Annotated in this window: 23 protein-coding genes; 13 read left to right on the top strand and 10 right to left on the bottom strand. The window is 71.1% G+C overall.

The genetic code is table 11. The features are described from left to right. Positions 1 to 153: 153 nt before the first annotated feature. On the bottom strand, positions 154 to 771 hold the full coding sequence (locus ACFZBT_RS39425; protein ID WP_391114929.1) for a WHG domain-containing protein: 618 nt from the start codon (positions 769 to 771) through the stop codon (positions 154 to 156). A gap of 71 nt (positions 772 to 842) precedes the next feature. Between ACFZBT_RS39425 and ACFZBT_RS39420 the strand changes: the two genes are divergently transcribed. The 3 genes from ACFZBT_RS39420 to ACFZBT_RS39410 all read left to right on the top strand — a co-directional run bounded on the left by ACFZBT_RS39420 (position 843) and on the right by ACFZBT_RS39410 (position 3892). Then, positions 843 to 1766: an oxidoreductase gene (locus tag ACFZBT_RS39420; RefSeq protein WP_391114926.1), complete on the top strand. Its 924-nt coding sequence runs from the start codon at positions 843 to 845 to the stop codon at positions 1764 to 1766. Positions 1767 to 1955: 189 nt separating this feature from the next. Next, on the top strand, positions 1956 to 2963 hold the full coding sequence (locus ACFZBT_RS39415; RefSeq protein WP_391114924.1) for an NlpC/P60 family protein: 1008 nt from the start codon (positions 1956 to 1958) through the stop codon (positions 2961 to 2963). A gap of 221 nt (positions 2964 to 3184) precedes the next feature. Further along, positions 3185 to 3892, top strand: coding sequence for a phosphatase PAP2 family protein (locus ACFZBT_RS39410; RefSeq protein WP_391114921.1), 708 nt, complete (start codon positions 3185 to 3187; stop codon positions 3890 to 3892). A 177-nt stretch (positions 3893 to 4069) separates the two neighbouring features. Here the strand turns inward: ACFZBT_RS39410 and ACFZBT_RS39405 are convergent, their stop codons facing one another. After that, a complete protein-coding gene (locus ACFZBT_RS39405; RefSeq protein WP_391114914.1) occupies positions 4070 to 5626 on the bottom strand; it encodes an FAD-binding protein in 1557 nt (518 codons plus the stop codon). A gap of 359 nt (positions 5627 to 5985) precedes the next feature. Here ACFZBT_RS39405 and ACFZBT_RS39400 point away from each other — a divergent pair, with 359 nt between their 5' ends. Both ACFZBT_RS39400 and ACFZBT_RS39395 read left to right on the top strand, forming a co-directional pair. After that, positions 5986 to 6834 carry a hypothetical protein gene (locus tag ACFZBT_RS39400; protein WP_391114912.1) on the top strand — a complete coding sequence of 283 codons (849 nt, stop codon included), beginning with the start codon at positions 5986 to 5988 and terminating at the stop codon, positions 6832 to 6834. A gap of 85 nt (positions 6835 to 6919) precedes the next feature. Further along, positions 6920 to 7102, top strand: a complete 183-nt coding sequence (locus ACFZBT_RS39395) for a hypothetical protein (RefSeq protein ID WP_391114909.1) — start codon at positions 6920 to 6922, stop codon at positions 7100 to 7102. Between the two features lie 15 nt (positions 7103 to 7117). Here the strand turns inward: ACFZBT_RS39395 and ACFZBT_RS39390 are convergent, their stop codons facing one another. Then, positions 7118 to 7450, bottom strand: coding sequence for a metal-sensitive transcriptional regulator (locus tag ACFZBT_RS39390; RefSeq protein ID WP_376393397.1), 333 nt, complete (start codon positions 7448 to 7450; stop codon positions 7118 to 7120). Between the two features lie 204 nt (positions 7451 to 7654). On the opposite strand from ACFZBT_RS39390, the gene ACFZBT_RS39385 reads away from it, so the two are divergent. Together ACFZBT_RS39385 and ACFZBT_RS39380 are read left to right on the top strand one after the other, a co-directional pair. Continuing rightward, positions 7655 to 8275, top strand: coding sequence for a DUF47 domain-containing protein (locus ACFZBT_RS39385; RefSeq protein ID WP_059418711.1), 621 nt, complete (start codon positions 7655 to 7657; stop codon positions 8273 to 8275). Between the two features lie 7 nt (positions 8276 to 8282). After that, a complete protein-coding gene (locus ACFZBT_RS39380; RefSeq protein WP_215120529.1) occupies positions 8283 to 9281 on the top strand; it encodes an inorganic phosphate transporter in 999 nt (332 codons plus the stop codon). Positions 9282 to 9574: 293 nt separating this feature from the next. Here the strand turns inward: ACFZBT_RS39380 and pstB are convergent, their stop codons facing one another. From pstB to ACFZBT_RS39345, 7 genes are all read right to left on the bottom strand, one after another. Continuing rightward, positions 9575 to 10351 (bottom strand): phosphate ABC transporter ATP-binding protein PstB, encoded by a 777-nt coding sequence (gene pstB, locus ACFZBT_RS39375; protein WP_215120530.1) that lies wholly within the window; start codon positions 10349 to 10351, stop codon positions 9575 to 9577. A gap of 41 nt (positions 10352 to 10392) precedes the next feature. Further along, positions 10393 to 11454, bottom strand: coding sequence for a phosphate ABC transporter permease PstA (gene pstA / locus ACFZBT_RS39370; RefSeq protein ID WP_391114904.1), 1062 nt, complete (start codon positions 11452 to 11454; stop codon positions 10393 to 10395). After that, positions 11451 to 12452, bottom strand: coding sequence for a phosphate ABC transporter permease subunit PstC (gene pstC, locus ACFZBT_RS39365; protein ID WP_391114901.1), 1002 nt, complete (start codon positions 12450 to 12452; stop codon positions 11451 to 11453). The genes pstA and pstC overlap by 4 nt, the downstream gene beginning before the upstream one ends. 133 nt (positions 12453 to 12585) lie before the next feature. Continuing rightward, positions 12586 to 13710 (bottom strand): phosphate ABC transporter substrate-binding protein PstS, encoded by a 1125-nt coding sequence (gene pstS, locus ACFZBT_RS39360; RefSeq protein ID WP_391114898.1) that lies wholly within the window; start codon positions 13708 to 13710, stop codon positions 12586 to 12588. 176 nt (positions 13711 to 13886) lie between these two features. Continuing rightward, positions 13887 to 14351 carry an NUDIX domain-containing protein gene (locus ACFZBT_RS39355; protein WP_391114896.1) on the bottom strand — a complete coding sequence of 155 codons (465 nt, stop codon included), beginning with the start codon at positions 14349 to 14351 and terminating at the stop codon, positions 13887 to 13889. Between the two features lie 28 nt (positions 14352 to 14379). Beyond that, a complete protein-coding gene (locus tag ACFZBT_RS39350) occupies positions 14380 to 15456 on the bottom strand; it encodes a CHAD domain-containing protein (protein WP_391114893.1) in 1077 nt (358 codons plus the stop codon). Beyond that, on the bottom strand, positions 15437 to 17803 hold the full coding sequence (locus ACFZBT_RS39345) for an RNA degradosome polyphosphate kinase (RefSeq protein WP_391114890.1): 2367 nt from the start codon (positions 17801 to 17803) through the stop codon (positions 15437 to 15439). The genes ACFZBT_RS39350 and ACFZBT_RS39345 overlap by 20 nt, the downstream gene beginning before the upstream one ends. Positions 17804 to 18284: 481 nt before the next feature. Here ACFZBT_RS39345 and ACFZBT_RS39340 point away from each other — a divergent pair, with 481 nt between their 5' ends. From ACFZBT_RS39340 to ACFZBT_RS39315, 6 genes are read left to right on the top strand one after another with little or no spacing between them, the layout of a single operon-like run. Beyond that, positions 18285 to 18827: a sigma-70 family RNA polymerase sigma factor gene (locus tag ACFZBT_RS39340; RefSeq protein WP_391114887.1), complete on the top strand. Its 543-nt coding sequence runs from the start codon at positions 18285 to 18287 to the stop codon at positions 18825 to 18827. Next, positions 18824 to 19660: a zf-HC2 domain-containing protein gene (locus ACFZBT_RS39335; RefSeq protein WP_391114884.1), complete on the top strand. Its 837-nt coding sequence runs from the start codon at positions 18824 to 18826 to the stop codon at positions 19658 to 19660. Before ACFZBT_RS39340 ends, ACFZBT_RS39335 begins: the two co-directional genes overlap by 4 nt. Beyond that, entirely contained in the window at positions 19657 to 20517 is an 861-nt protein-coding gene (locus ACFZBT_RS39330) for an ATP-binding cassette domain-containing protein (RefSeq protein WP_391114882.1), read from the top strand. The genes ACFZBT_RS39335 and ACFZBT_RS39330 overlap by 4 nt, the downstream gene beginning before the upstream one ends. Continuing rightward, positions 20514 to 22031, top strand: coding sequence for an ABC transporter permease (locus ACFZBT_RS39325; RefSeq protein ID WP_391114879.1), 1518 nt, complete (start codon positions 20514 to 20516; stop codon positions 22029 to 22031). Before ACFZBT_RS39330 ends, ACFZBT_RS39325 begins: the two co-directional genes overlap by 4 nt. After that, positions 22019 to 22678, top strand: coding sequence for an ABC transporter (locus ACFZBT_RS39320; protein ID WP_391114876.1), 660 nt, complete (start codon positions 22019 to 22021; stop codon positions 22676 to 22678). Before ACFZBT_RS39325 ends, ACFZBT_RS39320 begins: the two co-directional genes overlap by 13 nt. 9 nt (positions 22679 to 22687) lie before the next feature. Continuing rightward, positions 22688 to 23632: a LysR family transcriptional regulator gene (locus tag ACFZBT_RS39315; RefSeq protein WP_391114873.1), complete on the top strand. Its 945-nt coding sequence runs from the start codon at positions 22688 to 22690 to the stop codon at positions 23630 to 23632. The last annotated feature ends 190 nt before the right edge of the window (positions 23633 to 23822 follow it).

Below are 23822 nucleotides of genomic sequence, written 5' to 3'. Positions count from 1 at the left end.
GGCGGCCCGCGACGACGATCGTTTGTTGAGTACGTGACAACAAGGCGGCTTTCGGGATTCTGACTTCCGCATTGCTGAAGGGGCGGCCGGGCTTACCGGTCGATGGCGGCTCGATGGCCGGGGGTGGGTGCGCCTTGACCAAGGGGCCCGGGATCAGCGGGGCTTGAGGCCGTGCAGGAGGAGGTGGACGAGCTCCTCGATGCCGTCCAGTGCGGCCTCGGGGGCCAGCATGCCGCCCGCCGCGAAGGAGGCGATGCCCTGGAGGGTGGCGCCGGTCAGCAGGGTGAGGTGCTGGGGGTCGCCCGCGATGATCTCGCCGCGCTGCTGGGCGTCGGCGATGACCCGCTCCAGGGAGCCCACCGTCCGGTCGACGGCCGCGGCCATCTGCTCCGAGGCGTCCGGCTCGTGCTTGCGGGCGTACATGAGCTCGAGCAGCTCGGCGTTGTCGATCGCGAAGGCGAGATAGGCCCGGGCGAGGGCGGTGAGCCGCGGCTCCAGCGGGAGGGCGGCGTCGTCGGCGCCGGCCAGGGCCTGGCCCAGCCGGTCGTATCCGGCGAGTGCCAGGGCGTTGAGCAGGGCCTGCTTGTCCTTGAAGTGGCGGCCGGGCGCGGCATGGCTGACGCCGGCCTCGCGGGCAAGTTCGCGCAGTGAGAGTGCGCCGGCCCCCTTCTCCCGCAGGGTTCGTTCGGCGCCGGTGAGCAGGGTGGAGCGCAGGTCTCCGTGGTGGTAGGGGCGGCTCTCCGGGGCGTTGCTCGTGGGCATGGGCACCATCGTATCCCGATGTTGACGTCGCCATCTTTGTTGTCATTGACAGCATTGTTGGCGACGTCTACATTCGGGGTATGGCTGAGCAGAAGACGAAGAGCAACGAGACAGGGAACGCGCGCCGCCTGCCCGACCTCACCGGCCGGACCGTCGTCGTCACCGGCGCCAACAGCGGCATCGGTCTCACCGCGACGGACGCGCTGGCCCGGGCGGGGGCGCATGTCGTCCTCGCCGTACGGGACCCGGAGCGGGGGCGGGCGGCGGCGGCGACCGTGCGCGGCAGCACCGAGGTGCGGCGGCTGGACCTGGCGGACCTCTCCTCTGTGCGGGAGTTCGCCGAGGCCTGGCGGCAGCCGCTGCACGCGCTGATCAACAACGCCGGCGTGATGATGCTCCCCAGGCAGCACACCAGGGACGGCTTCGAGATGCAGTTCGGCACGAACCATCTCGGTCACTTCGCCCTGACCAATCTGCTGCTCCCGCACATCACCGACCGCGTCGTCACGGTCTCCTCGGGCGCCCACCGCTGGGGCGGAGCGCGGATCGACTTCGACGACCTGGACCTGACGACGGGCTACACCCCGCAGCGCGCCTACGCCCGGTCCAAGCTGGCGAACCTCCTGTTCACCCTGGAACTCCAGCGCCGGCTGGCGGAGTCGGGCTCCACCGTCCGCGCCCTGGCAGCCCACCCCGGCTACGCGGCCACCAACCTCCAGAGCCACGCGGCCAACCCGGCGGCGCGCGCCTTCATGCGCCTCGGCAACAGGGTCTTCGCGCAGGACGACAGGGCGGGTGCCCTCCCCACCCTCTACGCCGCCACCCAGGACCTGCCCGGCGCGAGCTACGTCGGCCCCGACGGCCTGGCCGAGATGCGCGGCGCCCCGACCCTGGTGGGCCGCTCCCGCGCGGCCAGCGACCCGCTGACGGCGCGCAGGCTGTGGCGGGTGTCGGAGGAGCTGACGGGCACGGTGTTCCCGCTGACCGTGGGGGAACCGGCGTAAAAGGGGTGAGCCCGCCTGGTCCTGTGACGACCCCCGTGCGCTGGTGCCGCTGAGCGTGCTCCCGCCGTGCCGCCCGTGCCGTGGCCGGTTCTTCCTTCCGCCCCCGACTCTCCTCTTCGTGATCATTCCTGAGCAAGGCGGCCCCCTCTACACTGACCAGGCGACGGACTCGCGTGCGGTGAGGGGCGGTTGACGGTGCGTAAGGCATGGATCGTGGCGAGTGTTGCGATCAGCTCCGCCCTGGCCTTCGTGATGCTGCTGGCCGTCGGGGTCTACATCGTCGCCGGGAACCTGGCCAACGGCGTGGGCGGTGGGGCGAAGGCGCTGGCCAAGGGGGCGGTGCCCGCCGCGTACTCGGACCTGGTGCAGAAGTGGGGCAACCTCTGCCCCGCCATCAGCCCGGCCCTGCTCGCGGCCCAGCTCTACCAGGAGAGCGGGTTCAACCCGAGGGCGCAGAGCCACGCCGCCGCGCAGGGCATAGCGCAGTTCATCCCCGGCACCTGGGCCTCGCACGGCATCGACGGGGACAAGGACGGGGACCGGGATGTGTGGGACCCCAAGGACGCGATTCCCTCCGCCGCCTCGTACGACTGCGAACTCGCCTCGTACGTGAAGAAGGTCGGCGGGAATCTGACCGAAAACATGCTGGCCGCGTACAACGCCGGGGCGTACGCGGTGATCAAGTACGGGGGCGTGCCGCCGTACAGCGAGACCCGGAACTACGTGAAGCGGATCACGACGCTCTCGGAGAGCTTCGCGGCGCCCGTCGGGCGGGTCGACCCCTCCGAGCAGGCCGCCGGCGCCATCGAGTACGCGCAGAAGAAGCTCGGCACGCCCTATCTGTGGGGCGGTACCGGTACCGCTGAGCAGGGCGGACGCTTCGACTGCTCGGGGCTGACCCAGGCCGCCTACGAGACCGTGGGCATCAAGCTCCCGCGCGTCGCCAACGACCAGTACAACGCCGGGCCGCACCCGAGCCGGGACGAACTGCTCCCCGGCGACCTCGTGTTCTTCTCGGACGACCCCACCAATTCGCGGGCCATCCGGCATGTCGGTATTTATGTCGGCGGCGGGTACATGATCGACGCGCCGCGTACGGGTGCTGTGATCCGGTTCGACCCGATCGACACCCCCGACTACTTCGGAGCCACGCGAGTCACCGAAGATGGCGCGAAAGCACTGCCCACGACGGTGTGAGCCGAGCGTGAACCCACCCCCTGAGCTGCGAAGACGTATCTCTCTTCGATAACGTCTGCGTGATCATTCGGTGGAGTGTGGAACGTATCAACGGGGACTATGCGTTCCTGTTGACGTAGCCGAGCGGACGTCAGTGCGGAAGCGGATCTACAACCACGGGGGTGGCAGGAGCGGCGTACGCACAGGTGCGCCGGGAGAGACGACGAAGGGGCCGCAGCACCATGGCTGGACTCGCCGAATCCGGGTCGAACCCTGACGTCGACCTGCTGTACGACATCAATGGCCTGGCCAAGGACGCGCCAGGGTGGCTCGACCGCGTCATGGAGTACGTGGGCGAGTACGGGCTGCTGCTCGCCATCGTCCTGCTCGTGGTCTGGTGCTGGTGGACCGTGCGGCGCCGGGGGGACGAGGACGCGGCGTCCTCCGTCGCGGCACTGGTCTGGGCGCCGCTGGCGGCGGGGATCGCCGTGCTGGTGAACGTCCCGATACGGGGGTTCGTGGAGCGGCCGCGGCCGTTCCTCGACCATCAGGGGCTTGAGGTGCTGGTCTCCGGCAAGACCGACTACTCGTTCGTGAGTGACCACGCGACGATCGTCATGGCGATGGCGGTGGGGCTGTTCGTCGCTCACCGGAAGTTCGGGCTCGTCGCGTTGGTGCTGGCGGTGTTCGGTGGGTTCATCCGGGTCTACATGGGTGTGCACTATCCGACGGATGTCGTGGGCGGGTTCGCGCTGGGGACGGCTGTGGCGTTGCTGTTGTCGCCGGTGGCGATGGCGTTGCTGACGCCGGTGGTGCGGGCGGTTGAGCGGTCGCCTCGGGTGGGGTGGCTGGTGCGGGCTCGTGGGCGTGGGGTTGGTGACGGGGAGAGTGCGGTGATTCCCGGGGCTCGGCGGGAGCGGGCTGCTTCTGAGCGGGATCTTGCCGCCTAGTGCTGGGTGTTGGTGCTGGGGGCGGGGGGTTTTCGCAGCCCGGCGTTGCGGGGTGCCTCCCCCACTCTCGGCTTCGCTCGAGCGGGGGGACCCCCACCGCCCACCCGTGCCGCCCATGGGGGCACCTCCCAGGCCCTTGAGGCACTGGGGGAGGCACGCATGCCCGCAGCGGGGGCGTTACAGCGCCTGGGGATACGTGAAGAAGCGGTTCGGGTCGTACTGGTTCTTCAGTTTGGTCAGGCGGGTGGCCGCGTCTCCGTAGTACGCCTTGCGCCAGTTCGTCAGGGTCGGGTCCGTGTAGTTCTGGTAGGCCGCGCCGGAGGCGTGGGGGCGCATGGCCTTGTGGGCCGAGGCCAGCCAGTCGCGGGCCGTGGTGCCCGTCGTGCCGGGGCGCCAGGCGGCGATGTACTGGGCCAGCATGCGCGAGCGGCGGTGGACGAAGGCCGTGGAGGTGGGGGAGACGCGGTTGACCGCTCCGCCGAGGGCGGTGAGGGCGATGCTGCCCGTGCCGCCGCGTACCGAGCCGATCTGCGCCAGCAGCGTGCGGATGCCGGCCGCGGAGAGGGAGCGGTCGAAGAAGTCCGACGCCGCGGCGTACGTCTCGCGGCCCAGCGCGCCCTTCGGGGAGCGGCCCGGGGTCGAGCCGGGCAGATGGCACTGGGCGTCCGTCGGGAACGAGGAGCAGCCGGCGTACACCTCCATCGACTCCTCGTAGGAGCGCCGCTTCAGGGAGACGCTGCTCGCCGGGGCGCCGACGCGGTCGGCGAGACGGTCGACGGCGTTCTTGAGTTCGCCGTAGGTGCCGAGGGAGAAGGCCGCGACGGAGACGGTCGGCCTGCCGCCGGCGGCGCTCGCCAGGTGGAGGGACGACCAGATCTCGTCGGGCTGTGACGGGCCCCACTCCTGCCAGGCCTTCACCACCGCGGCGGCCTTCGTCGAGGGCCAGGACAGATACGCCGAGACGCCCTGCGGTGCCGGGTGGGTCTTGAAGCGCAGCTCCGTCACCACGCCGAAGTTGCCGTTGCCTGCGCCGCGCAGGGCCCAGAAGAGGTCCTTGTTCTCGCGGGCGTCGGCGGTGAGCTGCTTGCCGTCCGCGGTGATCAGCGTGGCCTGGGTGAGGCTGTCGCAGGTCAGGCCGTACGCGCGGGAGACCACGCCGTGTCCGCCGCCGAGGGTGAGGCCGGAGACGCCGACGGTGGGGCAGGAGCCGGCGGGGATCGTGACGCCCTTCGCGGCGAGGGCGCGGTAGACGTCGATGAGTTTGGCGCCGGCGCCGACCACCGCGGTGCTGCCGGAGGCCCGGACGCGGTTGAGCTTCGAGACGTCGATGATCAGGCGGCCGTCGCCGGAGGACCAGCCGGCGTAGGAGTGACCGCCGTTGCGGATCGCCACGCGCAAGGAGTGGGAGCGGGCGTAGGCCAGGGCGGTGCGGATGTCGTCCGGGTGGTCCACGTACGCGACCGCGGCGGGCTTGAGGGTGTCGAAGCGGGTGTTGTAGAGCTGCCGGGCCGTGGTCCAGGCCGAGTCGCCCGGGCGGACCAGGGGGCCGTCGAGGTCGCGGGCGAGGGCGGACCAGTTGGCGGCGGTGACGTTCGACCTCGTGGAGGTGGCCGCGGTCCTCGCGGTGGCTCTGGCCCCGGAGCCGGTGTCCGACTTCGTGCAGGCGGCGGTGAAGGGGGTTGCGGCTGCGGCGATGCCCGCCGTGCCGGCTGCGAGGAATGTACGCCGTTCCATGGGGCCTCCCGGTGGTTCCGTCGTGGGAGACGGGGCCGTGGAGGTTGGGGTTCCATGGTGTCCGGCCTTGTCAGCCCGCCGCGTGCTTCTCCGCGTCCGTACGGGCCTGGCTTCTCGCTCTTCTGGCCGGGCCTCGCCAGCCGCAGGTGCAGTGGGCCATGCAGAAGCGGCCCTTCTCCGTTGTGCTCGTGAGGTGTTCAGGCCCCTCCTGCTGCGCCACGCGGACCACGTTACCCACCCCAGGTAAAGGGTTCGCATGGCGGCGGCCGCTTGCTCGCGTGACGGGGGGCACATACCCGTCGTTATCCGGAACAACGAGGGGGCCCGTGACGGACGTACCGGCTGGGGGTAGGCAGGCGATGACTGGGCGGCAGCGGGAACGGTGGCACAGGCGGACGGGTGCGGCGGTCGTCGCCGTGATCGTGGCCGGGGCGGGGCTGGGGGCCGGCGGGTGTTCGGGCGGTGACGCGGCCGCCGGGGACTCCCGCGGCGGGGACGCGGTCTCCGTGCTGCACCGGGCCGCCGACCGGCTGGTGGAGGCGGGGAGTTCGAAGGCCCGTACGTCGATGGAGATGGCGTCCGGCGGCACCCGGGTGACCATCCGGGGCGCCGGGGTCTACGACTACCGGGAGCGGATGGGGCGGCTGAAGGTGCTGCTGCCGCAGGATCCCGCGGGGGCCATGGAGCACCGGCCCATCACCGAACTGCTCGCGCCCGGGGCGTTGTTCATGAAGAACCGGGGTGCCGGTGTGCCGCCGGACAAGTGGGTGCGGGTGGACACCCGGACCCTGTCCGACGGGAACCTTGTCACCGGCGGGGCCACCGATCCGTTCGCGGCGGCCGAGGTGCTGCGCGGGACGCGGTCGGCGCGGTACGTGGGCAGGACCGAGGTCGCGGGCACCGGGGTGCGGCACTACCGGGGGACGGCCGATCTCGGTGCCGCCGCGAAGCGCGCCTCCGGCGGCAACAAGGGGGCCCTGGCCGCGGCGGCGAAAGGGTTCGCCACGGCCGAGGTGCCGTTCGACGTCTACCTCGACGACCAGGGCCGCATCCGCAAGGTCAGGCACCGGTTCAGCTTCGTCGGTGGGCAGCAGAAGAGCCCCGTCGCCGTCGCGTCGACCACGCTGCTCTACGATTTCGGGGCTTCGGTGCGCGTACGGTTGCCGGACGGCGACGACATCTACGCGGGCAAGATCGCCGAGAACTGACCGGCGTGAACTAGCCCGTCCGTGCCATGCGCGGTGTGTAGGCCGCTCCCTACTCTAGGAAGTCGGTAACGGCAGAGACGAGGTGATGCACGTGGCTCCGGTCGGCGGTACGGCAGTTAGGGACTACGTGGCCCTCGCCGAGATCGAGCTGTGCGGAGAGCTGATCATCGCGGCCTCGACCGCGCACGAGGAGCGGCTCAGTCTGCAGAGCATCGACGAGGTGCTGAAGGTGGCCGAGGAGCGGGACGCCTCGGCTTCCAGGAGATGACAGGAGACGGCCGGCTCAGGTCCGCATCATGCGGGCGATCGCCTGGGTCGCCTCCTTGACCTTCGCGTCGATCTCGTCTCCGCCCTTGAGGGCGGCGTCCGCCACGCAGTGGCGCAGGTGCTCCTCCAGCAGCTGCAGGGCGAAGGACTGCAGGGCCTTGGTGGAGGCGGAGACCTGCGTGAGTATGTCGATGCAGTAGACGTCCTCGTCGACCATGCGCTGCAGTCCGCGGATCTGGCCCTCGATGCGGCGCAGGCGCTTGAGGTGCTCGTCCTTCTGCTTGTGGTACCCGTGAACACCGGCGTCGGTGACATTTCCGACATCGGTGGCGTCGGTCACGTCCGTCATCGGGTCCTCCTGGTGAGCAGCGGGCCGACATATACCCCTAGTGGGTATATGGTACCGAACTTTGCCGGGTATACGGCCCCTCGGACCGCCCCCGTGCTCACCACTGTGCATGATGGGCGACACTGGGGGGCGGCCCGATAGCCGTGGCCGGATGATGCGCCTAGCATCGGCCTGACCGAAACCGAAGCACCCCGAGGACCCCACGTGCGCTTTCGTCTGACCCCCAGGGAGACGAGCTTCTACGACATGTTCGCCGCTTCCGCGGACAACATCGTCACGGGCTCGAAGCTCCTGATGGAACTGCTCGGGGCGGACGCATCCGCCCGGGCCGAGATCGCAGAGCGTATGCGGGCAGCGGAACACGCAGGTGACGATGCCACGCACGCGATCTTCCACCAGCTGAACTCCTCGTTCATCACGCCGTTCGACCGCGAGGACATCTACTCCCTCGCCTCGTCCCTCGACGACATCATGGACTTCATGGAGGAGGCCGTCGACCTGGTCGTCCTCTACAACGTCGAGGAACTGCCCAAGGGCGTCGACCAGCAGATCGAGGTACTGGCGCGCGCCGCCGAACTGACGGCCGAAGCCATGCCGCACCTGCGGACGATGGAGAACCTCACCGAGTACTGGATCGAGGTCAACCGGCTGGAGAACCAGGCCGACCAGATCCACCGCAAGCTGCTCGCGCACCTCTTCAACGGCAAGTACGACGCCATGGAGGTCCTCAAGCTGAAGCAGATCGTGGACGTGCTGGAAGAGGCGGCGGACGCGTTCGAGCACGTGGCGAACACGGTGGAGACCATCGCCGTCAAGGAGTCCTGAGCCCTACATGGACACCTTCGCTCTGGTCGTGACCATCGGGGTCGCGCTCTTCTTCACGTACACCAACGGCTTCCACGACTCGGCGAACGCGATCGCCACGTCCGTGTCGACGCGGGCACTGACGCCGAAGGCCGCGCTGGCCATGGCCGCGGTGATGAACCTCGCCGGCGCGTTCATGGGCTCCGGGGTCGCCAAGACCGTCAGTGAGGGGCTGATCCAGACGCCCGTCGGGTCGAAGGGGATGGGGATCCTCTTCGCCGCGCTGGTGGGCGCCATCGTCTGGAACCTCATCACCTGGTACTTCGGGCTGCCCTCGTCCTCCTCGCACGCGCTGTTCGGCGGCATGGTCGGCGCCGCGCTGGCCGGCGGGACGACGGTCTACTGGAGCGGGGTGCTGGAGAAGGTCGTCATCCCGATGTTCATCTCCCCCGTGGTCGGTCTGCTGGCCGGCTACCTGGTGATGACCGCCATCATGTGGATCTTCCGCAAGGCCAACCCGCACAAGGCCAAGCGGGGTTTCCGCATAGCCCAGACCGTCTCGGCGGCGGGTATGGCGCTGGGTCACGGTCTGCAGGACGCGCAGAAGACGATGGGCATCGTGGTGATGGCGCTCGTCATCGCGGATGTCGAGGACTACGGCGATCCCATTCCGGTGTGGGTGAAGATCGCCTGTGCGGTGATGCTGTCGCTGGGTACGTACGCCGGTGGCTGGCGGATCATGCGGACGCTGGGGCGGAAGATCATCGAGCTGGATCCGCCGCAGGGGTTCGCCGCCGAGACCACGGGCGCGTCGATCATGTTCACCACGGCGTTCCTGTTCAAGGCGCCGATCTCCACGACGCATGTGATCACGTCCGCGATCATGGGCGTGGGCGCGACGAAGCGGGTGAACGCCGTGCGGTGGGGTGTCGCCAAGAACATCATCCTGGGGTGGTTCATCACGATGCCGGCGGCTGCGCTGGTGGCTGCGGCGTCGTTCGGGATCGTGAATCTGGCGTTTCTGTAGCCGGTGCTCGGCGTCGGTGCTGGGGGCGGGAGTTTTCGCAGCCCGGCGTAGCGGGGTGCCTCCCCCACTCTCGGCTTCGCTCGAGCGGGGGGACCCCCACCGCCCACCCGTGCCGCCCTTAGCGGCACGCATGCCCGCAGCTGGGGCGGTGCGCATGCCCGCAGCGGCGGCGGCGCGCGTGCCCGCAGCTCGTGTACGTGAAAAGGCCCGCCCCTGGGAGCAGGGGCGGGCCCTTTTTCGGCCTCGCGGTGGCACCGCCATGCAGCACCGCGAGGAGTCTCGGCGGGGCCGGATCAGCCGAAGCGGCCGGAGATGTAGTCCTCCGTGGCCTGGACCGACGGGTTGGAGAAGATGCGCTCCGTCTCGTCGATCTCGATGAGCTTGCCGGGCTGGCCGACCGCCGCGAGGTTGAAGAACGCCGTGCGGTCGGAGACGCGCGCCGCCTGCTGCATGTTGTGCGTCACGATGACGATCGTGAAGCGCTCCTTCAGCTCGCCGATCAGGTCCTCGATGGCGAGGGTCGAGATCGGGTCGAGCGCCGAGCAGGGCTCGTCCATGAGGAGGACGTTCGGCTCGACCGCGATGGCCCGCGCGATGCACAGGCGCTGCTGCTGGCCGCCGGAGAGGCCCGAGCCGGGCTTGTTCAGGCGGTCCTTGACCTCGTTCCAGAGGTTCGCGCCCTTGAGGGACCTCTCGACGATGTCGGAGAGCTCGCTCTTCTTGTAGCTGCCGTTCAGGCGCAGCCCCGCAGCCACGTTGTCGAAGATCGACATCGTGGGGAACGGGTTGGGCCGCTGGAACACCATGCCGACCTCGCGGCGCACGGACACCGGGTCGATGCCCGAGCCGTAGAGGTCCTCGTCGTCCAGCAGGACCTTGCCCTCGACCCGGCCGCCGGACGTCACCTCGTGCATGCGGTTCAGCGTGCGCAGGAACGTCGACTTGCCGCAGCCGGACGGGCCGATGAACGCCGTCACCGAGCGCGGCTCGACGGTCATCGAGATGTCCTCGATCGCCTTGTGGGAGCCGTAGTAGGCGGTCAGTCCGCTTACGTCGATTCGCTTGGCCATTACTTCTTCACTTCCAGACTCAGACAGTCGCTGTGGCCGCGTCAGCGACCGGTCTTCGGGGCCTTCCAGCGGGCGATCCCGCGGGCCACCAGGTTCAGGATCATCACGAAGGCGATCAGGGTGAGCGACGCCGCCCAGGCACGGTCGTACGCCGCGCCGGAGCCCGCGCTGTTGGCCCACTGCTGGTAGATGTACAGCGGCAGCGAGGCCTGCGCACCCTCGAACGGGTTCGGGTTGATCAGGGGATTGCCCCACACCAGCAGCAGGACCGGGGCGGTCTCGCCGGCGATGCGGGCGATCGACAGCATGATGCCCGTGGTGATGCCGCCGATGGAGGTCGGCAGGACCACCTTCAGGATGGTGCGCCACTTCGGGATGCCGAGCGCCAGGGAGGCCTCGCGCAGCTCGTTCGGGACGAGCTTGAGCATCTCCTCCGTGGAACGGACGACCACCGGCATCATCAGGATGGCCAGGGCCAGCGAGCCGGCGAAGCCGAAGGGCTGCATCTCGAAGATCAGCATGAGGCTGAGGATGAACAGACCCGCGACGATCGACGGGATGCCGGTCATGACGTCGACGAAGAACGTGATGGCCTTGGAGAGCTTGCCCTGGCCGTACTCCACGAGGTAGATCGCGGTGAGCACGCCGATCGGCGCGGCGATCACCGTGGCGAGACCGACCTGCTCCAGGGTGCCGAGGATGGCGTGGTAGATACCGCCGCCGGGCTCGGTGTCGGCGACGATGCCCATGGAGTGCGTCAGGAAGTAGACGTCGAGGACCTTCACGCCGCGCGTGATCGTCGACCACACCAGCGAGGCCAGCGGGATGACGGCGAGCAGGAAGGCGACCCAGACGAGGGAGGTCGCGATGCGGTCCTTGGCCTGTCGCTTGCCCTCGACGGCCGTGGCGATGGCGTACGTGCCGACGACGTAGAGGATCGCGGCGATCAGGCCCCACTGGACGCGGCTGTGCAGGCCGGCGGCGAGGCCGATGCCGATCGCGACGGCGATCGAGCCGACGGCGATCCCGTAGGGGGCCCACTTGGGCAGGCGGGCGCCGCGCAGGGTGCTGGGGCCCTTGGGGCTGACGGTTGCGGTGCTCATGCGTTGGCCCCCGAGTACTCCTTGCGGCGGGCGATGATCGCGCGGGCCGCGCCGTTGACCAGCAGGGTGATGACGAACAGGACGAGACCGGAGGCGATCAGGGCGTCCTGGCCGAAGACACTGGCCTCACCGAACTTGCTGGCGATGTTCTGCGCGAACGTGCCGCCGCCCGGGTCGAGCAGGCTGGCCTGGATGTCGAAGGTCGGGGAGAGCACGGTGGCGACGGCCATGGTCTCGCCGAGGGCGCGGCCGAGGCCGAGCATCGACGCGGAGATGACGCCGGAGCGGCCGAAGGGGATGACCGCCATGCGGATCACCTCCCAGCGGGTGGCACCGAGCGCCAGGGCCGCTTCCTCGTGCATCTGCGGGACCTGGCGGAAGACCTCGCGGCTCACGTTGGTGATGATCGGCAGGATCATGATCGCGAGCAGGATGCCGACGGTCAGCATCGAGCGGGCGGGGCCGCCCTCCCAGGAGAAGACGCCCGTCCAGCCGAGGTAGTCGTTCAGCCAGCCGAAGAGGCCGTTCATGTGCGGCACGAGGATCAGTGCGCCCCAGAGGCCGTACACGATCGACGGCACGGCGGCGAGCAGGTCGATCACGTAGGCGATCGGGCCCCTCAGCCGGCGCGGGGCGTAGTGCGTCAGGAACAGCGCGATGGCGACGGCGATCGGGACCGCGATGACCATGGCGATGATCGAGGAGACCACCGTGCCGAAGGCCAGGACGGCGATGCCGAAGACCGGCGGGACGGCGTTGGTGTCCCACTGGAAGGTGGTGAGGAAGTTGCCCTCGTCCTTGCTGATGGCGAGGGAGGCGCGGTAGGTGAGGAAGGCCGCGATCGCGGCCATGATCACCAGCAGCAGGATGCCCGAGCCGCGGGAGAGCCCCAGGAAGATCCGGTCTCCGGGCCGGGTGACCCCGCGCGCGGCGCGCTTGTCGACGGCGGGCTGTGGTGCGGGGGGCGGTGCGTCGGTTATCTGCGTTGATGTGTCCATCAGGTTCTCCGGTCTGCGGAGCCGTGCGCGCTGTGCGGCGGCTCTGCGGAGCCGTACGCGAGGTACGGCCACTGGCGGCGGTGCACCGGACGGTGCGGCCCGGTCCCTGGAGGGAGACCGGGCCGCACTCGGATCAGCTCAGGCCATCGATGGTGGTGCGGACCTGGGCGATGATGTCGTCGGGGATCGGCGCGTAGTCGTTCTCGGCGAGGACCTTCTGGCCCTCCTCGGAGGCGATGTAGCGCAGGAACGCCTTGGTGGCGGGCAGCGTGTCGGACTTGTTGCCCTTGTCGCAGACGATCTCGTACGTGACGAGGACCATCGGGTAGGCGCCCTCGGCCTTGGTGCCGTAGTTCAGCTCCAGGGCGAGGTCCTTGCCCGTGCCGACGACCTTGGCCTCGGAGATGGCCTTGGTGGCGTTCTCCACGGTGGCCTTGACCGGCTGGGCGGCACCCGTGTCGAGGTCGACGGTCTTCATGCCGTCCTTGGCGTACGACAGCTCGAAGTAGCTGATGGCGCCGTTGGTCTGCTTCACCTGCTGGGCGAGACCGGAGGAGCCGGCGGCGGACTGGCCGCCCTTGGCCTGCCAGGTCTTGCCGCCGTCGTAGGGCCAGTCCTTCTTGGCGGTGGCCATCAGGTACTTGGTGAAGTTGTCCGTGGTGCCGGAGTCGTCCGAGCGGTGGAACGCCTGGATCTTGAGGTCCGGAAGCTTCGCCTCGGGGTTCAGCTTCTTGATCGCCGGGTCGTTCCAGTTGGTGATCTCGTTGTTGAAGATCTTCGCCAGGGTCGAGGCGTCGAGGACGAGGTTGTCCACGCCGTTGACGTTGTAGCCGACCGCGATCGGGCCGCCGACCATCGGCAGGTCGATGCCCTGGCCGCCGGAGCAGACCTTCTTGGAGGCGGTGACCTCGTCGGGCTTCAGCGCCGAGTCGGAGCCGGCGAAGGCGACGCGGCCCTGGGTGAACGCGGTGACGCCGGCGCCGGAGCCGCCGCCCTTGTAGTTGATCTGCACGCCCTGGCAGGCGACGGCGAACTGCTTGACCCACGCGTCGATCGCGTTCTTCTGCGCGGACGAGCCGTCGGCCAGCAGCTGGCCCTTGGCGTCGTCGCACTTGATGCTGCCCGGCTTGGCGGCCGCGGACGAGCCGCCGCTGCTGGTGCCCGTGTCGTCGGAGCCGCACGCCGTGAGGGCCAGGGCGCCGGAGACGGCGAGAGCACCGAGAGCGAGGGCCCGCCGGTTCATGCGCTGAAGCTTCACTTGAGTTCCTTCCAGGAGCCGCCGTCCTGATTCGGCGGCATGCGGAGTCCGGATGACGCGCGACGCTGGCACGCGGCAGGCGCGGTTCGCGTCGGGTAAGGCTGAAATTAGGCAGATCAGGTGAAGCCGCCTATGGCCATAAATGAACGAGGGGTGAACCCCTGTCGAAGGTGTGGTTAGGTCACGGAACGCTTACGGGGAGAGAACGTGCGGGTTCCGCTTTCCGGCGCGGGTAACGCGAGCAGCGCGTCGACCAGGGGACGGTCGTGGGGCTGCGTCAGTCGGGCGCGGGCGGCGTCGGGTGTCAGCCACAGGACCCGGTCCACCTCGTCCGTCGGGGAGAAGTCGCAGGTCGTCGCCTCGGCCGCCCAGTAGCGGACCCGTTTGGGGCGGCCGTTCGCCAGATAGTGCTGGGTGGGCAGCTCGGCGCCCGGCACGGCCCGGCAGCCCGTCTCCTCCGCCACCTCGCGCAGGGCACCGGCGAGCGCCTCCTCGCCGCGCTTGAGCTTGCCCTTCGGCCAGGACCAGTCGTCGTATTTCGGCCGGTGGACGAGGCAGACCTCCAGCTCGCCCGTGACGGGGGAACTGCGCCACAGGACGCAGCCCGCCGCCTGAACAGTGGTGTCGTCGGGGGAGCTCACCTGACCGCCTCCTCGGTGGCGTGGCCGGTCATGACGTGCCGACGGTTTCCTTCTGCCAGCACTGCTGAAACGCGAATCGGGCCGCCTCCACCTCGTGCCGCTGGTCGGCATGGAGCACGCCGAGCGCGTACGCCGTCGCGGGGGCGATGCGGGGGGTACGGGCCGCCTGGGCCGCCGCTGCCGCCGCCTCCGAGGCGTCACGATGGCGGTTCAGGGCCTGGCCGGCGGAGAGCAGGCGCAGCTCGACGACGGCGTTGCCGCCCGGCTCGCCGCTCAGGGCCTCGCGGGCGTAGCGGTGCAGGCGCAGGAGCAGACGGACCTGGTGCCAGGGGGCGTCCTGCGGGTGCGGGACGGTGTCCGGGGACAGGCCGTGGACGAGCGCCGAGGCGTTGTACGGGTTGCCCGCGGTGACCAGAGGGAGGGCGGCCACGGCGTCCGTGAGACGGCCCTCCGCCGCCGTGGCGAGGGGGCGGAGGTCGCTGGTGGCGGCCGTCTTGGTGAGGGGGACCTCGCTGGCCAGGACCGCGACCTTGTCCGCGATGGCGTGGAAACGGCTGCTGCCCAGGGCCTGCAGGGCCGTGGAGTGCGCCCGGGTGCGGGCCAGGTTGAGCTGCCGGTCGAGCAGGGCGCCCGCTTTCGCCGCTCCCACGGTGAGGTTGCCGCGCTCCGGTGCCGGGGCCGGGTGGGCCGGGGCACCGGCCTTGGCGGGTGCCGCCGCGCCTGCCGGCTGGGCCGGGAACGCCGTGGAGCCCGACAGACGGTGCAGCGCGTTCAGCAGGCGCTCCAGACGGGAGGTGTACGCGTGTTCCATGGCCAGGGTTCCCGAAACCCAGGCCAGTTCCGGGCGCATGCCCTCGCACCAGTCCGTGTCCAGGAGGGACTGGAACGTGTGCAGGCTGGAGCTGATACGGCGGGCCGAGCGGCGCAGGGCCCGCGCCGCGTCGGCGGACCCCTCCGAGCCGCCCGCGCCCGACCCCGTCTCGCGGTGCAGGCGCAGCGCCCGGAGGAACTCCGTGGCCTGGGCCCGCAGGTAGCCCGCGAGGGCGTCCCCGGTGGGGGCGGGGCCTGCCAGGGGGGTCGTCGGGTCAAGGTGTCGCTGTGCCACGCCGGCGCCTCCGCGCGTCTATGAGCATCTCCTGGACGTTGCGCAGGGGCTGGCCGTCCGTGTCGGTCGCATGCCGGGTCCAGTCGCCGTCCGGGCCGAGGTGCCAGGAGGCGGTGCCGTCGGACATGCCGGTCTCCAGCAGCCGGTTCAGCGCTGCCCGGTGGGCCGGGTCGGTGACCCTGACCAGGGCCTCTATCCGGCGGTCGAGGTTGCGGTGCATCATGTCGGCGCTGCCGATCCACACCTCCGGCTCGCCGCCGTTGCCGAAGCCGAACACCCGGGAGTGCTCCAGGAAGCGGCCGAGGATCGAGCGGACCCGGATGTTCTCCGACAGGCCCGCGACGCCCGGGCGCAGCGCGCAGATGCCGCGCACCCACACGTCGACCGGCACGCCCGCCTGGGACGCGCGGTAGCAGGCGTCGATGACGGCCTCGTCGACCATCGAGTTGACCTTGATGCGGACGTGCGCGGGGCGTCCCGCACGGTGGTGCTGGACCTCCTTGGCGATCCGCGAGACCAGGCCGTCGCGCAGCGACTTGGGGGCGACCAGGAGACGGCGGTAGGTCTCCCGGCGCGAGTAGCCGGAGAGGCGGTTGAAGAGGTCCGAGAGGTCCGCGCCGACCTGTGGGTCCGCCGTGAGCAGGCCGAGGTCCTCGTAGAGGCGGGCCGTCTTCGGGTGGTAGTTGCCGGTGCCGACGTGGCTGTAGCGGCGGAGCGTCTCGCCCTCCTGGCGGACCACCAGCGACAGCTTGCAGTGGGTCTTCAGGCCGACCAGGCCGTAGACCACGTGGCAGCCGGACTCCTCCAGCTTGCGCGCCCACTTGATGTTGGCGTGCTCGTCGAAGCGGGCCTTGATCTCGACCAGGACCAGCACCTGCTTGCCGGACTCGGCGGCCTCGATGAGGGCGTCGACTATGGGGGAGTCGCCCGAGGTCCGGTACAGGGTCTGCTTGATCGCGAGGACGTCCGGGTCGCCGGCCGCCTGCTCCAGGAAGGCCTGGACGGAGGTGGAGAACGAGTCGTACGGGTGGTGCAGCAGGACGTCCCGCTCGCGGAGCGCGGCGAAGATGTCCGGCGCGGACGCCGACTCGACCTCGGCGAGGTCGCGGTGGGTGCCGGCGACGAACTTGCGGTACTTCAGCTCCGGGCGATCCAGGGTGGCGATCCGGAACAGGCCCGTGAGGTCCAGCGGTCCCGGCAGCGGGTAGACCTCGGCCTCGCTGATCTTCAGCTCGCGCACCAGCAGGTCCAGGACCTCGCGGTCGATGGACTCCTCGACCTCCAGGCGCACCGGGGGCCCGAAGCGGCGCCGCATGAGCTCCTTCTCCAGGGCCTGGAGGAGGTTCTCCGCGTCGTCCTCCTCGACCTCCAGGTCCTCGTTGCGGGTGAGGCGGAAGGCGTGGTGCTCCAGGACCTCCATGCCCGGGAACAGTTCCTCCAGGTGGGCCGCGATGACGTCCTCGATGGGGACGTAGCGGCCCGGGGAGCTCTCCAGGAAGCGGGACAGCAGCGGCGGCACCTTCACCCGGGCGAAGTGCTTGTGGCCCGTGACCGGGTTGCGTACGACGACGGCCAGGTTCAGGGACAGGCCGGAGATGTACGGGAAGGGGTGCGCCGGGTCGACCGCCAGCGGGGTCAGCACCGGGAAGATCTGGTGCCGGAACAGGGTGAACAGGCGGGCCTGCTCCTTCTCCTGCAGCTCGTTCCAGCGGACCAGGTGGATGCCCTCCTCCGCGAGTGCGGGGGCGACGTCCTCGTGGTAGCAGGCGGCGTGCCGGGCCATGAGCTCGCGCGACCGGGCCCAGATCATCTCCAGCACCTCGCGGGGCTGGAGGCCGGAGGCGGAGCGGGTGGCCACGCCGGTGGCGATACGGCGCTTCAGACCGGCCACCCGGACCATGAAGAACTCGTCCAGGTTGCTGGCGAAGATCGCGAGGAAGTTGGCCCGCTCCAGCAGGGGGGTGTTCGGGTCCTCGGCGAGTTCGAGAACGCGCTCGTTGAACGCGAGCCAGCTGCGCTCCCGGTCGAGGAACCGGCCCTGCGGCAGTTGGGGCCCGTCGTGCGGCGACTCCTCGTACGCGTCGAGATCGGCGTCGATGTCGGGTTCGAGGTCGGAGACGGCCGCCGCGATGGTGTGCGGGCGGTGCGCCGCGATGGAGCCCACGGAGGGCTGCGCGTGCTGGACCTGTGCCTGGGTGTTCGGCTGGCTCATGGACCCATTCTTCCGCGCCGCGAGCATCACGGGCGCGTCGGACAGCGCGGGAGGGAGCGGGGGCGTCACATGAGTGTTCCCGTTCCCCGCAGGCCCCTCTCGGGGTGGCGAAGGCTCTGGCACGGCGGGATTCATTGGCCGACTGTCGCAAGCTCGTCTGAATCGATGGTTACGGAGACATGACGTGCGGGATAGCGGGGGGCGGCTCGCGGGGGTTCAGCGGGCGGTGCGGCGGTTGCCCACAGGCTGTGGATGGTCCTGGTGTCCCTTGGTGTCCCTTGGTGTCCCGGCGTGCCAGGAGTGTCTGCGGGTGCGGGAGGGGCCAGAAGGGGGACGGCCGGGGCCCGGGGCCGGGGCTGCGGCCGCGGCTGGGCTGGCGCCGCGGCTGGGCTGGGGTTGGACGGGGACTGGGGCCACCGTAGCCCGGGCGGTGCGCGAGGGCGAGTGCGGCCAGGGGCTGGCAGAGGCGAATGTGGCCAGGACCGGCCGGCGAGTGTGGCCAGGGGGTGGAGAAGGCGAGTGTGGCCAGTGCCGGAAAGGCGAGTGCGGCCAAGGGGCCGGGAAAGTCGTGCGTGGTTTCGTGAACCGATCGCGCGGGCCGGTCCGATGAGGAGATGTGAGCGAAACGAGAAGCGACGGGGAGCTGCTGCGGGCCATCGCCGCGGATGCCGACCGGCGTGCCTTCGAGGAGCTGTACCGGCGGTACGCGCCGTGGCTCCGGGCCCGGTTGCGGGGGCGGTGCGCCGATCCGGGGGTCGTCGACGACGTCGTACAGGAGACGTTCCTCGCGGTGTGGCGGGGCAAGGCCCGCTATCGAGAGGACGTCGATGTGGCGGGCTGGCTGTGGCGCATCGGATCGCGACGGCTGGTGGACGCGCTGCGCGGTGACGGGGCACGGGGGCGGTTGCGCCAGGCCCTGGCGCGGCTGCGGCACCGGGACGAGGCGTCGGCGGAGGAACGCGTGCTCGCGGGCGTGGAGCACGGGGACCTCGCCGGAGCCCTCGTCCGGTTGTCGCCGGAGTTGCGGGCGGTGCTGCAGGCGACGGTCATCGACGGGCTCAGCACCCGGGAGGCGGCCGTACTGCTCGGGATTCCGCCGGGGACGGTCAAGACGCGGGCGATGCGGGCTCGCAAGCAGTTGCGGGAGGCGTTGGCATGAGTTGGCATGTGCCGGAAGAGGACCTGCGCGCCTATGCGCGGGGGGAGTTGGCGGCGCCGGCTCTGTGGTCCGCCGATGCGCACCTGGGGGCCTGCGCCCGGTGCCGGGAGGCGCTGGGTGAGGTAAGTGACCCGGTCGCCCTCGACGCGGGGTGGGAGCGGCTCGACGCCGAGCTGGACGCGCCCCGGGCGGGGGTGCTGGAGTCGCTGCTCGTGCGGCTCGGGGTGCCCGGACACACCGCGAGGCTGCTGGCGGCGGCGCCGGTGCTGCGGCGGTCCTGGCTGGGGGCCGTCGTCGCCGTGCTGCTGCTGAGCGTGGCGGCGGGGCATCTCGTACGGGGCGGGCAGTCCCCGACGCTGTTCCTCGCACTCGCGCCGCTGCTGCCGCTGGCCGGGGTGGCGCTGTCGTACGGGCCCGCGCTGGATCCGACGTACGAGATGGCCGTCGTCGCGCCGATGCACGGGTTCCGGCTGCTGATGATCCGGACAGTGGCCGTGCTGGGCGTGGTGCTGGGCCTGAACGGGCTGGCGACCCTCGCCCTGCCCGCGTACGGGCTGGGTGCGCTGGCCTGGCTGCTGCCCGCCCTCGCGCTCACCGCGACGGGGCTCGCGCTGACGCCCCGGCTGGGGCCGGTGCTCGCGCCGTCCCTGGTGGGCGGGGCCTGGGTCGGGCTGCTGGTGCTGGCCGACGCGCTGCGAGCGGGCGCGCAGACGCCCCTCGCGCCGTTCACCGTGGCCGGGCAGGGCGTCGCGGCGGTGGTCGCCGCGCTCGCCGCCGGGCTGCTCTTTCTGCTCCGTGACCGATTCGACCTCTTCCAGGGACGTGCCGCATGACCCCGACCGTGTCCGCCTCCGGGCTCAGCCTCCGCTACGGAGGCACCCGCGCCCTCGACGACGTGTCGCTGCGGCTGACCGCCGGCGTCACCGGGCTGCTCGGGCCCAACGGGGCAGGCAAGACCACGCTGCTGCGGGTCCTCGCCACGGCCCTGCCCGCAGACCGGGGCGCCTTCACCGTGCTCGGGCACGACCCGGGCACCGCGCGGGGCCGGCAGGAGGTGCGGCGCCGACTGGGCTATCTGCCGCAGACGCCGGGGTTCCACCCGGACTTCACGGCCTTCGAGTTCGTCGACTACGTGGCGATCCTGAAGGAGATGACCGGCCGGTCCGCCCGGCACCGCGAGGTGCGGCGGGTGCTCGACGAGGTGGGACTCACCTACGTACGCGGGAAGCGGATCCGGAAGCTGTCCGGCGGGATGCGGCAGCGGGTCGCCCTCGGCGCCGCCCTGGTCGGTGACCCCGGGTTCCTCGTCCTCGACGAGCCCACCGTCGGGCTCGACCCCGAACAGCGCATGCGGTTCCGGGAGCTGATCGCGAGTGCCGGGGAGGGGCGCACGGTGCTGCTGTCCACGCACCAGACGGAGGACGTGGCGATGCTCTGCCACCGAGTGTTGGTGATGGCCGGCGGCCGGGTGCGGTTCGAGGGCACCCCGGCCGAGCTGACCGCGCGGGCCGCCGGGCGGGTGTGGAGCAGCGCGGAGCGGGACCCGGGCGCGAAGGCGGGATGGCGCACGGGCACCGGGACCTTCCGGAACGTGGGAGATCCGCCGGAGGGCGCCGAGCTCCTCGAACCCACCCTGGAGGACGGCTATCTGCTCACCCTCGACGGAGACGCCGTGGAGGTGGCGGCATGACCGCGGTGATGGAGAAGCCGGTCGCGTCCGACGAGCGGGCCGAGGGCGCTCGGCCGTGGGCCGCCGTGATCGCCCTGGCCGGGTTCGAGACGCGCCGGCTGCTGACGATGCTGCCGATGCTCATCGCCTTCCTGGTCTACATCGGCTGGACCGTGTGGCGCACGGGGAAGGACTGGGGCGGCTATCCCGCCCTCCAGGACGCCGACCGCGCCACCCAGAGCGCGCCGATGCTCGTCGGGCTCACCGTGCTGCTGTGCGTCAATCGCGCCGCGCTGCGCTCCCGGCGGCACGGGACGGAACCGCACTTCGCGGTGCTGGTCATGCCCCCGTGGCGGCGCACGGTCGCCCACGCGCTGTCGGCCCTGGCCGCGGCCCTGCTCACCGCCGTGTGCGTGGCCGCGCAGTTCGGCCGGGAGGCTCTCCGGCCCGACGCGATCGGGCACGGTTCGGTGAGCGAACTGCTCGTGGGCCCGCTGACCGTGCTGCTGGCAGGGCTTCTCGGGCTCCTCATGGCAGGCCTCATACGGTCGTCTCTCGCCGCACCGCTGCTGGTCGTGTTCTCCCTGTTCCTGTTCCTCTTCTTCTGGGGCACGAGCGACGACGGGAGCCGCTGGCTGCTGCCGGTCGTCGTCGAGGCCACCAACAACACCCTCCCGTCCGACCTGCTGGGCCGGCCCGCGGGCTGGCACGCCTTGTACCTGGCCGGGCTGGCGCTGTGCGCGGGCCTGACGGCGGTGCTGGTCGCCGGGGGCCGCAGGCCGGTGGTCGTGGCGGGGATCGCCGGGGCGCTGGCCATGACGCTGGTGGGCGGGATGACCCAGACGGGCGGCACATCCCCTGACCTGGTCCGGGCTCGCGAACGGGCCTCGGCCACCCCGGAGCAGGTGCAGTCATGCGTCCGGCGGGACGGGTCGACGTACTGCGCGTTCCCCGAATGGGGGCCACGGGTCGGGGACTGGGCCGGGGTGGTGGACCGGGTGCGGTCCCTGGCCGGGGGCGCCGCACAGGACCAGAAGATCGTCGTGCGGCAGCGGATCGAGGCCCGCGACGGCCTCTCCAGCGACAGTGCGCTGACGCCGCTGGAGCGTCCGCACGAGGTGACGGTGGGCACCCGGTGGGGCGGCAACCGCGTCCCCGAGTTCTCGGCCGCCGTCGCCGGAGTGCTGGTCGCGGGCGATGAGAAGGCCTCGACCTCGATCTGCGACGGCCGCATCGTCACCGTGATGTGGCTTGCCCTGGGCTGGGAGTCCGACCCGATGGCCGCCCTGCGGCGCGTCCGCCTCGACGACAGCGACACCGGCTCAGCCCTCGTGCTCCAGCCGACGGACGGGCTGTACATGACCGAGGCCCAGACGGAGGTGCTGCGCGAGCTGCTGGCGCGGCCCCGGGGCGAGGTCACGGCCCGCGTGAAGGACAACTGGGCCGAGCTGACCGAGCCGAAGGTGACAGCGGCCCGGGCCGCGCAACTGCTGGGCGTTGCCGCACCCGAAGGGGACGACAAGTGTCTCGACTGAGCGGGGAGTTGGCCGTCGCCGTCTGCCGGACCCTGCCGTTGGGGCTGGTGGGAGCGGCCGGTGCGACGGGGCTGCTGATGGCCGCGCTGACCCGGGCCACCGGCGAAGCGGGGGAGTGGGTCGCGCTGCCGTTGCTCCGGGCGGCGATCCTGGCCTTCGCGATGGGCCTGGTGTTCCTGCTGGACGACCCGGCCCGGCACACCACGTCCACGGTGCCGACCCCGCGCCCGGTCCGCACCGGACTGCGGGCGGCACTCCTCCTCCCGGTGGTGGCGGCCTGGTGGACGGTGGCGCTGCTTCTGGTGCCGAAGGACATACGCCCGCCGGTTGCCGACATCACGCTGGAGGCCGGATCGGCCTTCGCCCTGGCGGTGACCGCCGCGGTGGTCGCGGTGCGCCGCACCGATCTCACACGGCCCGGGGCGCGGGTCGCGAGTGGTCTGCTGACCTCGGCGGTGCTGGCTCTGCTGTTCTGGCCAGGGCGGTGGGCGCTGTTCGTGCCAGTGCAGGACGATCGGTGGGCGGCGGCACATGATCGGTGGGCGGTGGTGCTGACCGGCGCAGTGCTGGTGGGGGTGCTGGGGGCGAGGGAGCCGGTGCGGCGGTGGTCGTGGCGCGGGGGCCCGGGCCGCAGGTCGTACTCCTAGAGTGCGGGCGTGGACCTCAAAGCCGTACGAGCCTTCGTCGCGATCGCCGACTCCGGGCAGTTCCAGTTGGCCGCCGCGGATCTGGCCCTCACTCAGCAGGCCGTCTCCAAGCGGATCGCCGCGCTGGAGAAGGACCTCGGGGTGCGGCTGCTGGTGCGCACGCCACGGGGAGCGGAGCTCACCATCGACGGGCAGGCGCTCCTGCCGCACGCCCGGGCTCTGCTCCAGGCCGAGGAGTGGGCGGTGGCCGCCGTGAGCCCCGGGGACCGTGCGCTACGGGTGGACGTCGTGGGGCGCAGGGTCGCCACGGCCGGGCTGGTACGGGACTTCCACCTGGCGCATCCGGAGATCGCCCTGGACGTCGTCACGCTGTTCGGCGCCGATACGGCCCTGACCGCCGTGCGGGACGGGGCCGTCGACGCCACGTTCCGTGCCGTCACCATGCCCGGGCGCCGGCTCCCCGACGGCGTCGAGGCCGTCCCGGTCCTCGACGAGCCGCTGCGCCTGTGCGTCGGCCCCGACCACGAGTTCGCCCGGGCCGCCTCGGTGACACCCGCGCAACTGGCCGGGCACCGGATCTGGATGCCGGGCAACGAGCCCGGCACGGAGTGGGCCGCGTACTACGACGAACTTGCCGCGACCTTCGGCCCGACCATCGACACCATCGGCCCCAACTTCGGCATCGAGGCCCTCCTCGACACCATCGCGGACTCCCCGACCGTGGCGACGTTCCTCAGCGAACGCACCCCGCTCGTCTGGCCGACCGACCACGACCTGCGCCTCGTCCCCCTGCGGAACCCGACCCCGGTCTACCCGCACTCCCTGCTCTGGCGCCCGGACAACCCCCACCCTGGCCTGGCCACCCTGCGCGACCACTTGGCGGCGCAGCCCCGGCTCACGGAGGGCGAGACCTGGCGGCCGACCTGGGCGCAGCGGGCGGAGCCGGCGCCGTGAGTGCTCCTCCGACTGCGGCCTGACGACACGAAACTGTCGGGGCCGCCCGCTTCTTTGCCAGTGTTGTGCTTCCACGAGCCGAGTAAAGGGCGCTGCGCGTCGGCTTCGCCGATCGGCCTGCGGCCGACCCTTGACTCACCTCGCTCCAGCACGGGTGAGAAGCGAGCGAGCGGCCCGGAGAGAGCGGGTG

Source organism: Streptomyces sp. NPDC008137 (assembly GCF_042957035.1).
Taxonomy (GTDB): Bacteria; Actinomycetota; Actinomycetes; order Streptomycetales; family Streptomycetaceae; genus Streptomyces.
This window is presented reverse-complemented; position numbering and strand designations above follow the sequence as displayed.

Excerpts from the sequence above, each read along its gene's own strand:
- ACFZBT_RS39425 (WP_391114929.1), bottom strand. The coding sequence starts at position 771 with ATGGTGCCCATGCCCACGAGCAACGCCCCGGAGAGCCGCCCCTACCAC.
- ACFZBT_RS39410 (WP_391114921.1), top strand. The coding sequence starts at position 3,185 with ATGGCTGGACTCGCCGAATCCGGGTCGAACCCTGACGTCGACCTGCTG.
- ACFZBT_RS39420 (WP_391114926.1), top strand. The coding sequence starts at position 843 with ATGGCTGAGCAGAAGACGAAGAGCAACGAGACAGGGAACGCGCGCCGC.
- ACFZBT_RS39380 (WP_215120529.1), top strand. The coding sequence starts at position 8,283 with ATGGACACCTTCGCTCTGGTCGTGACCATCGGGGTCGCGCTCTTCTTC.
- pstA (WP_391114904.1), bottom strand. The coding sequence starts at position 11,454 with ATGAGCACCGCAACCGTCAGCCCCAAGGGCCCCAGCACCCTGCGCGGC.
- ACFZBT_RS39405 (WP_391114914.1), bottom strand. The coding sequence starts at position 5,626 with ATGGAACGGCGTACATTCCTCGCAGCCGGCACGGCGGGCATCGCCGCA.
- pstC (WP_391114901.1), bottom strand. The coding sequence starts at position 12,452 with ATGGACACATCAACGCAGATAACCGACGCACCGCCCCCCGCACCACAG.
- pstB (WP_215120530.1), bottom strand. The coding sequence starts at position 10,351 with ATGGCCAAGCGAATCGACGTAAGCGGACTGACCGCCTACTACGGCTCC.
- ACFZBT_RS39335 (WP_391114884.1), top strand. The coding sequence starts at position 18,824 with ATGAGTTGGCATGTGCCGGAAGAGGACCTGCGCGCCTATGCGCGGGGG.
- ACFZBT_RS39390 (WP_376393397.1), bottom strand. The coding sequence starts at position 7,450 with ATGACGGACGTGACCGACGCCACCGATGTCGGAAATGTCACCGACGCC.
- ACFZBT_RS39400 (WP_391114912.1), top strand. The coding sequence starts at position 5,986 with ATGACTGGGCGGCAGCGGGAACGGTGGCACAGGCGGACGGGTGCGGCG.
- ACFZBT_RS39345 (WP_391114890.1), bottom strand. The coding sequence starts at position 17,803 with ATGAATCCCGCCGTGCCAGAGCCTTCGCCACCCCGAGAGGGGCCTGCG.
- ACFZBT_RS39325 (WP_391114879.1), top strand. The coding sequence starts at position 20,514 with ATGACCGCGGTGATGGAGAAGCCGGTCGCGTCCGACGAGCGGGCCGAG.
- ACFZBT_RS39330 (WP_391114882.1), top strand. The coding sequence starts at position 19,657 with ATGACCCCGACCGTGTCCGCCTCCGGGCTCAGCCTCCGCTACGGAGGC.
- ACFZBT_RS39395 (WP_391114909.1), top strand. The coding sequence starts at position 6,920 with ATGCACGTGGCTCCGGTCGGCGGTACGGCAGTTAGGGACTACGTGGCC.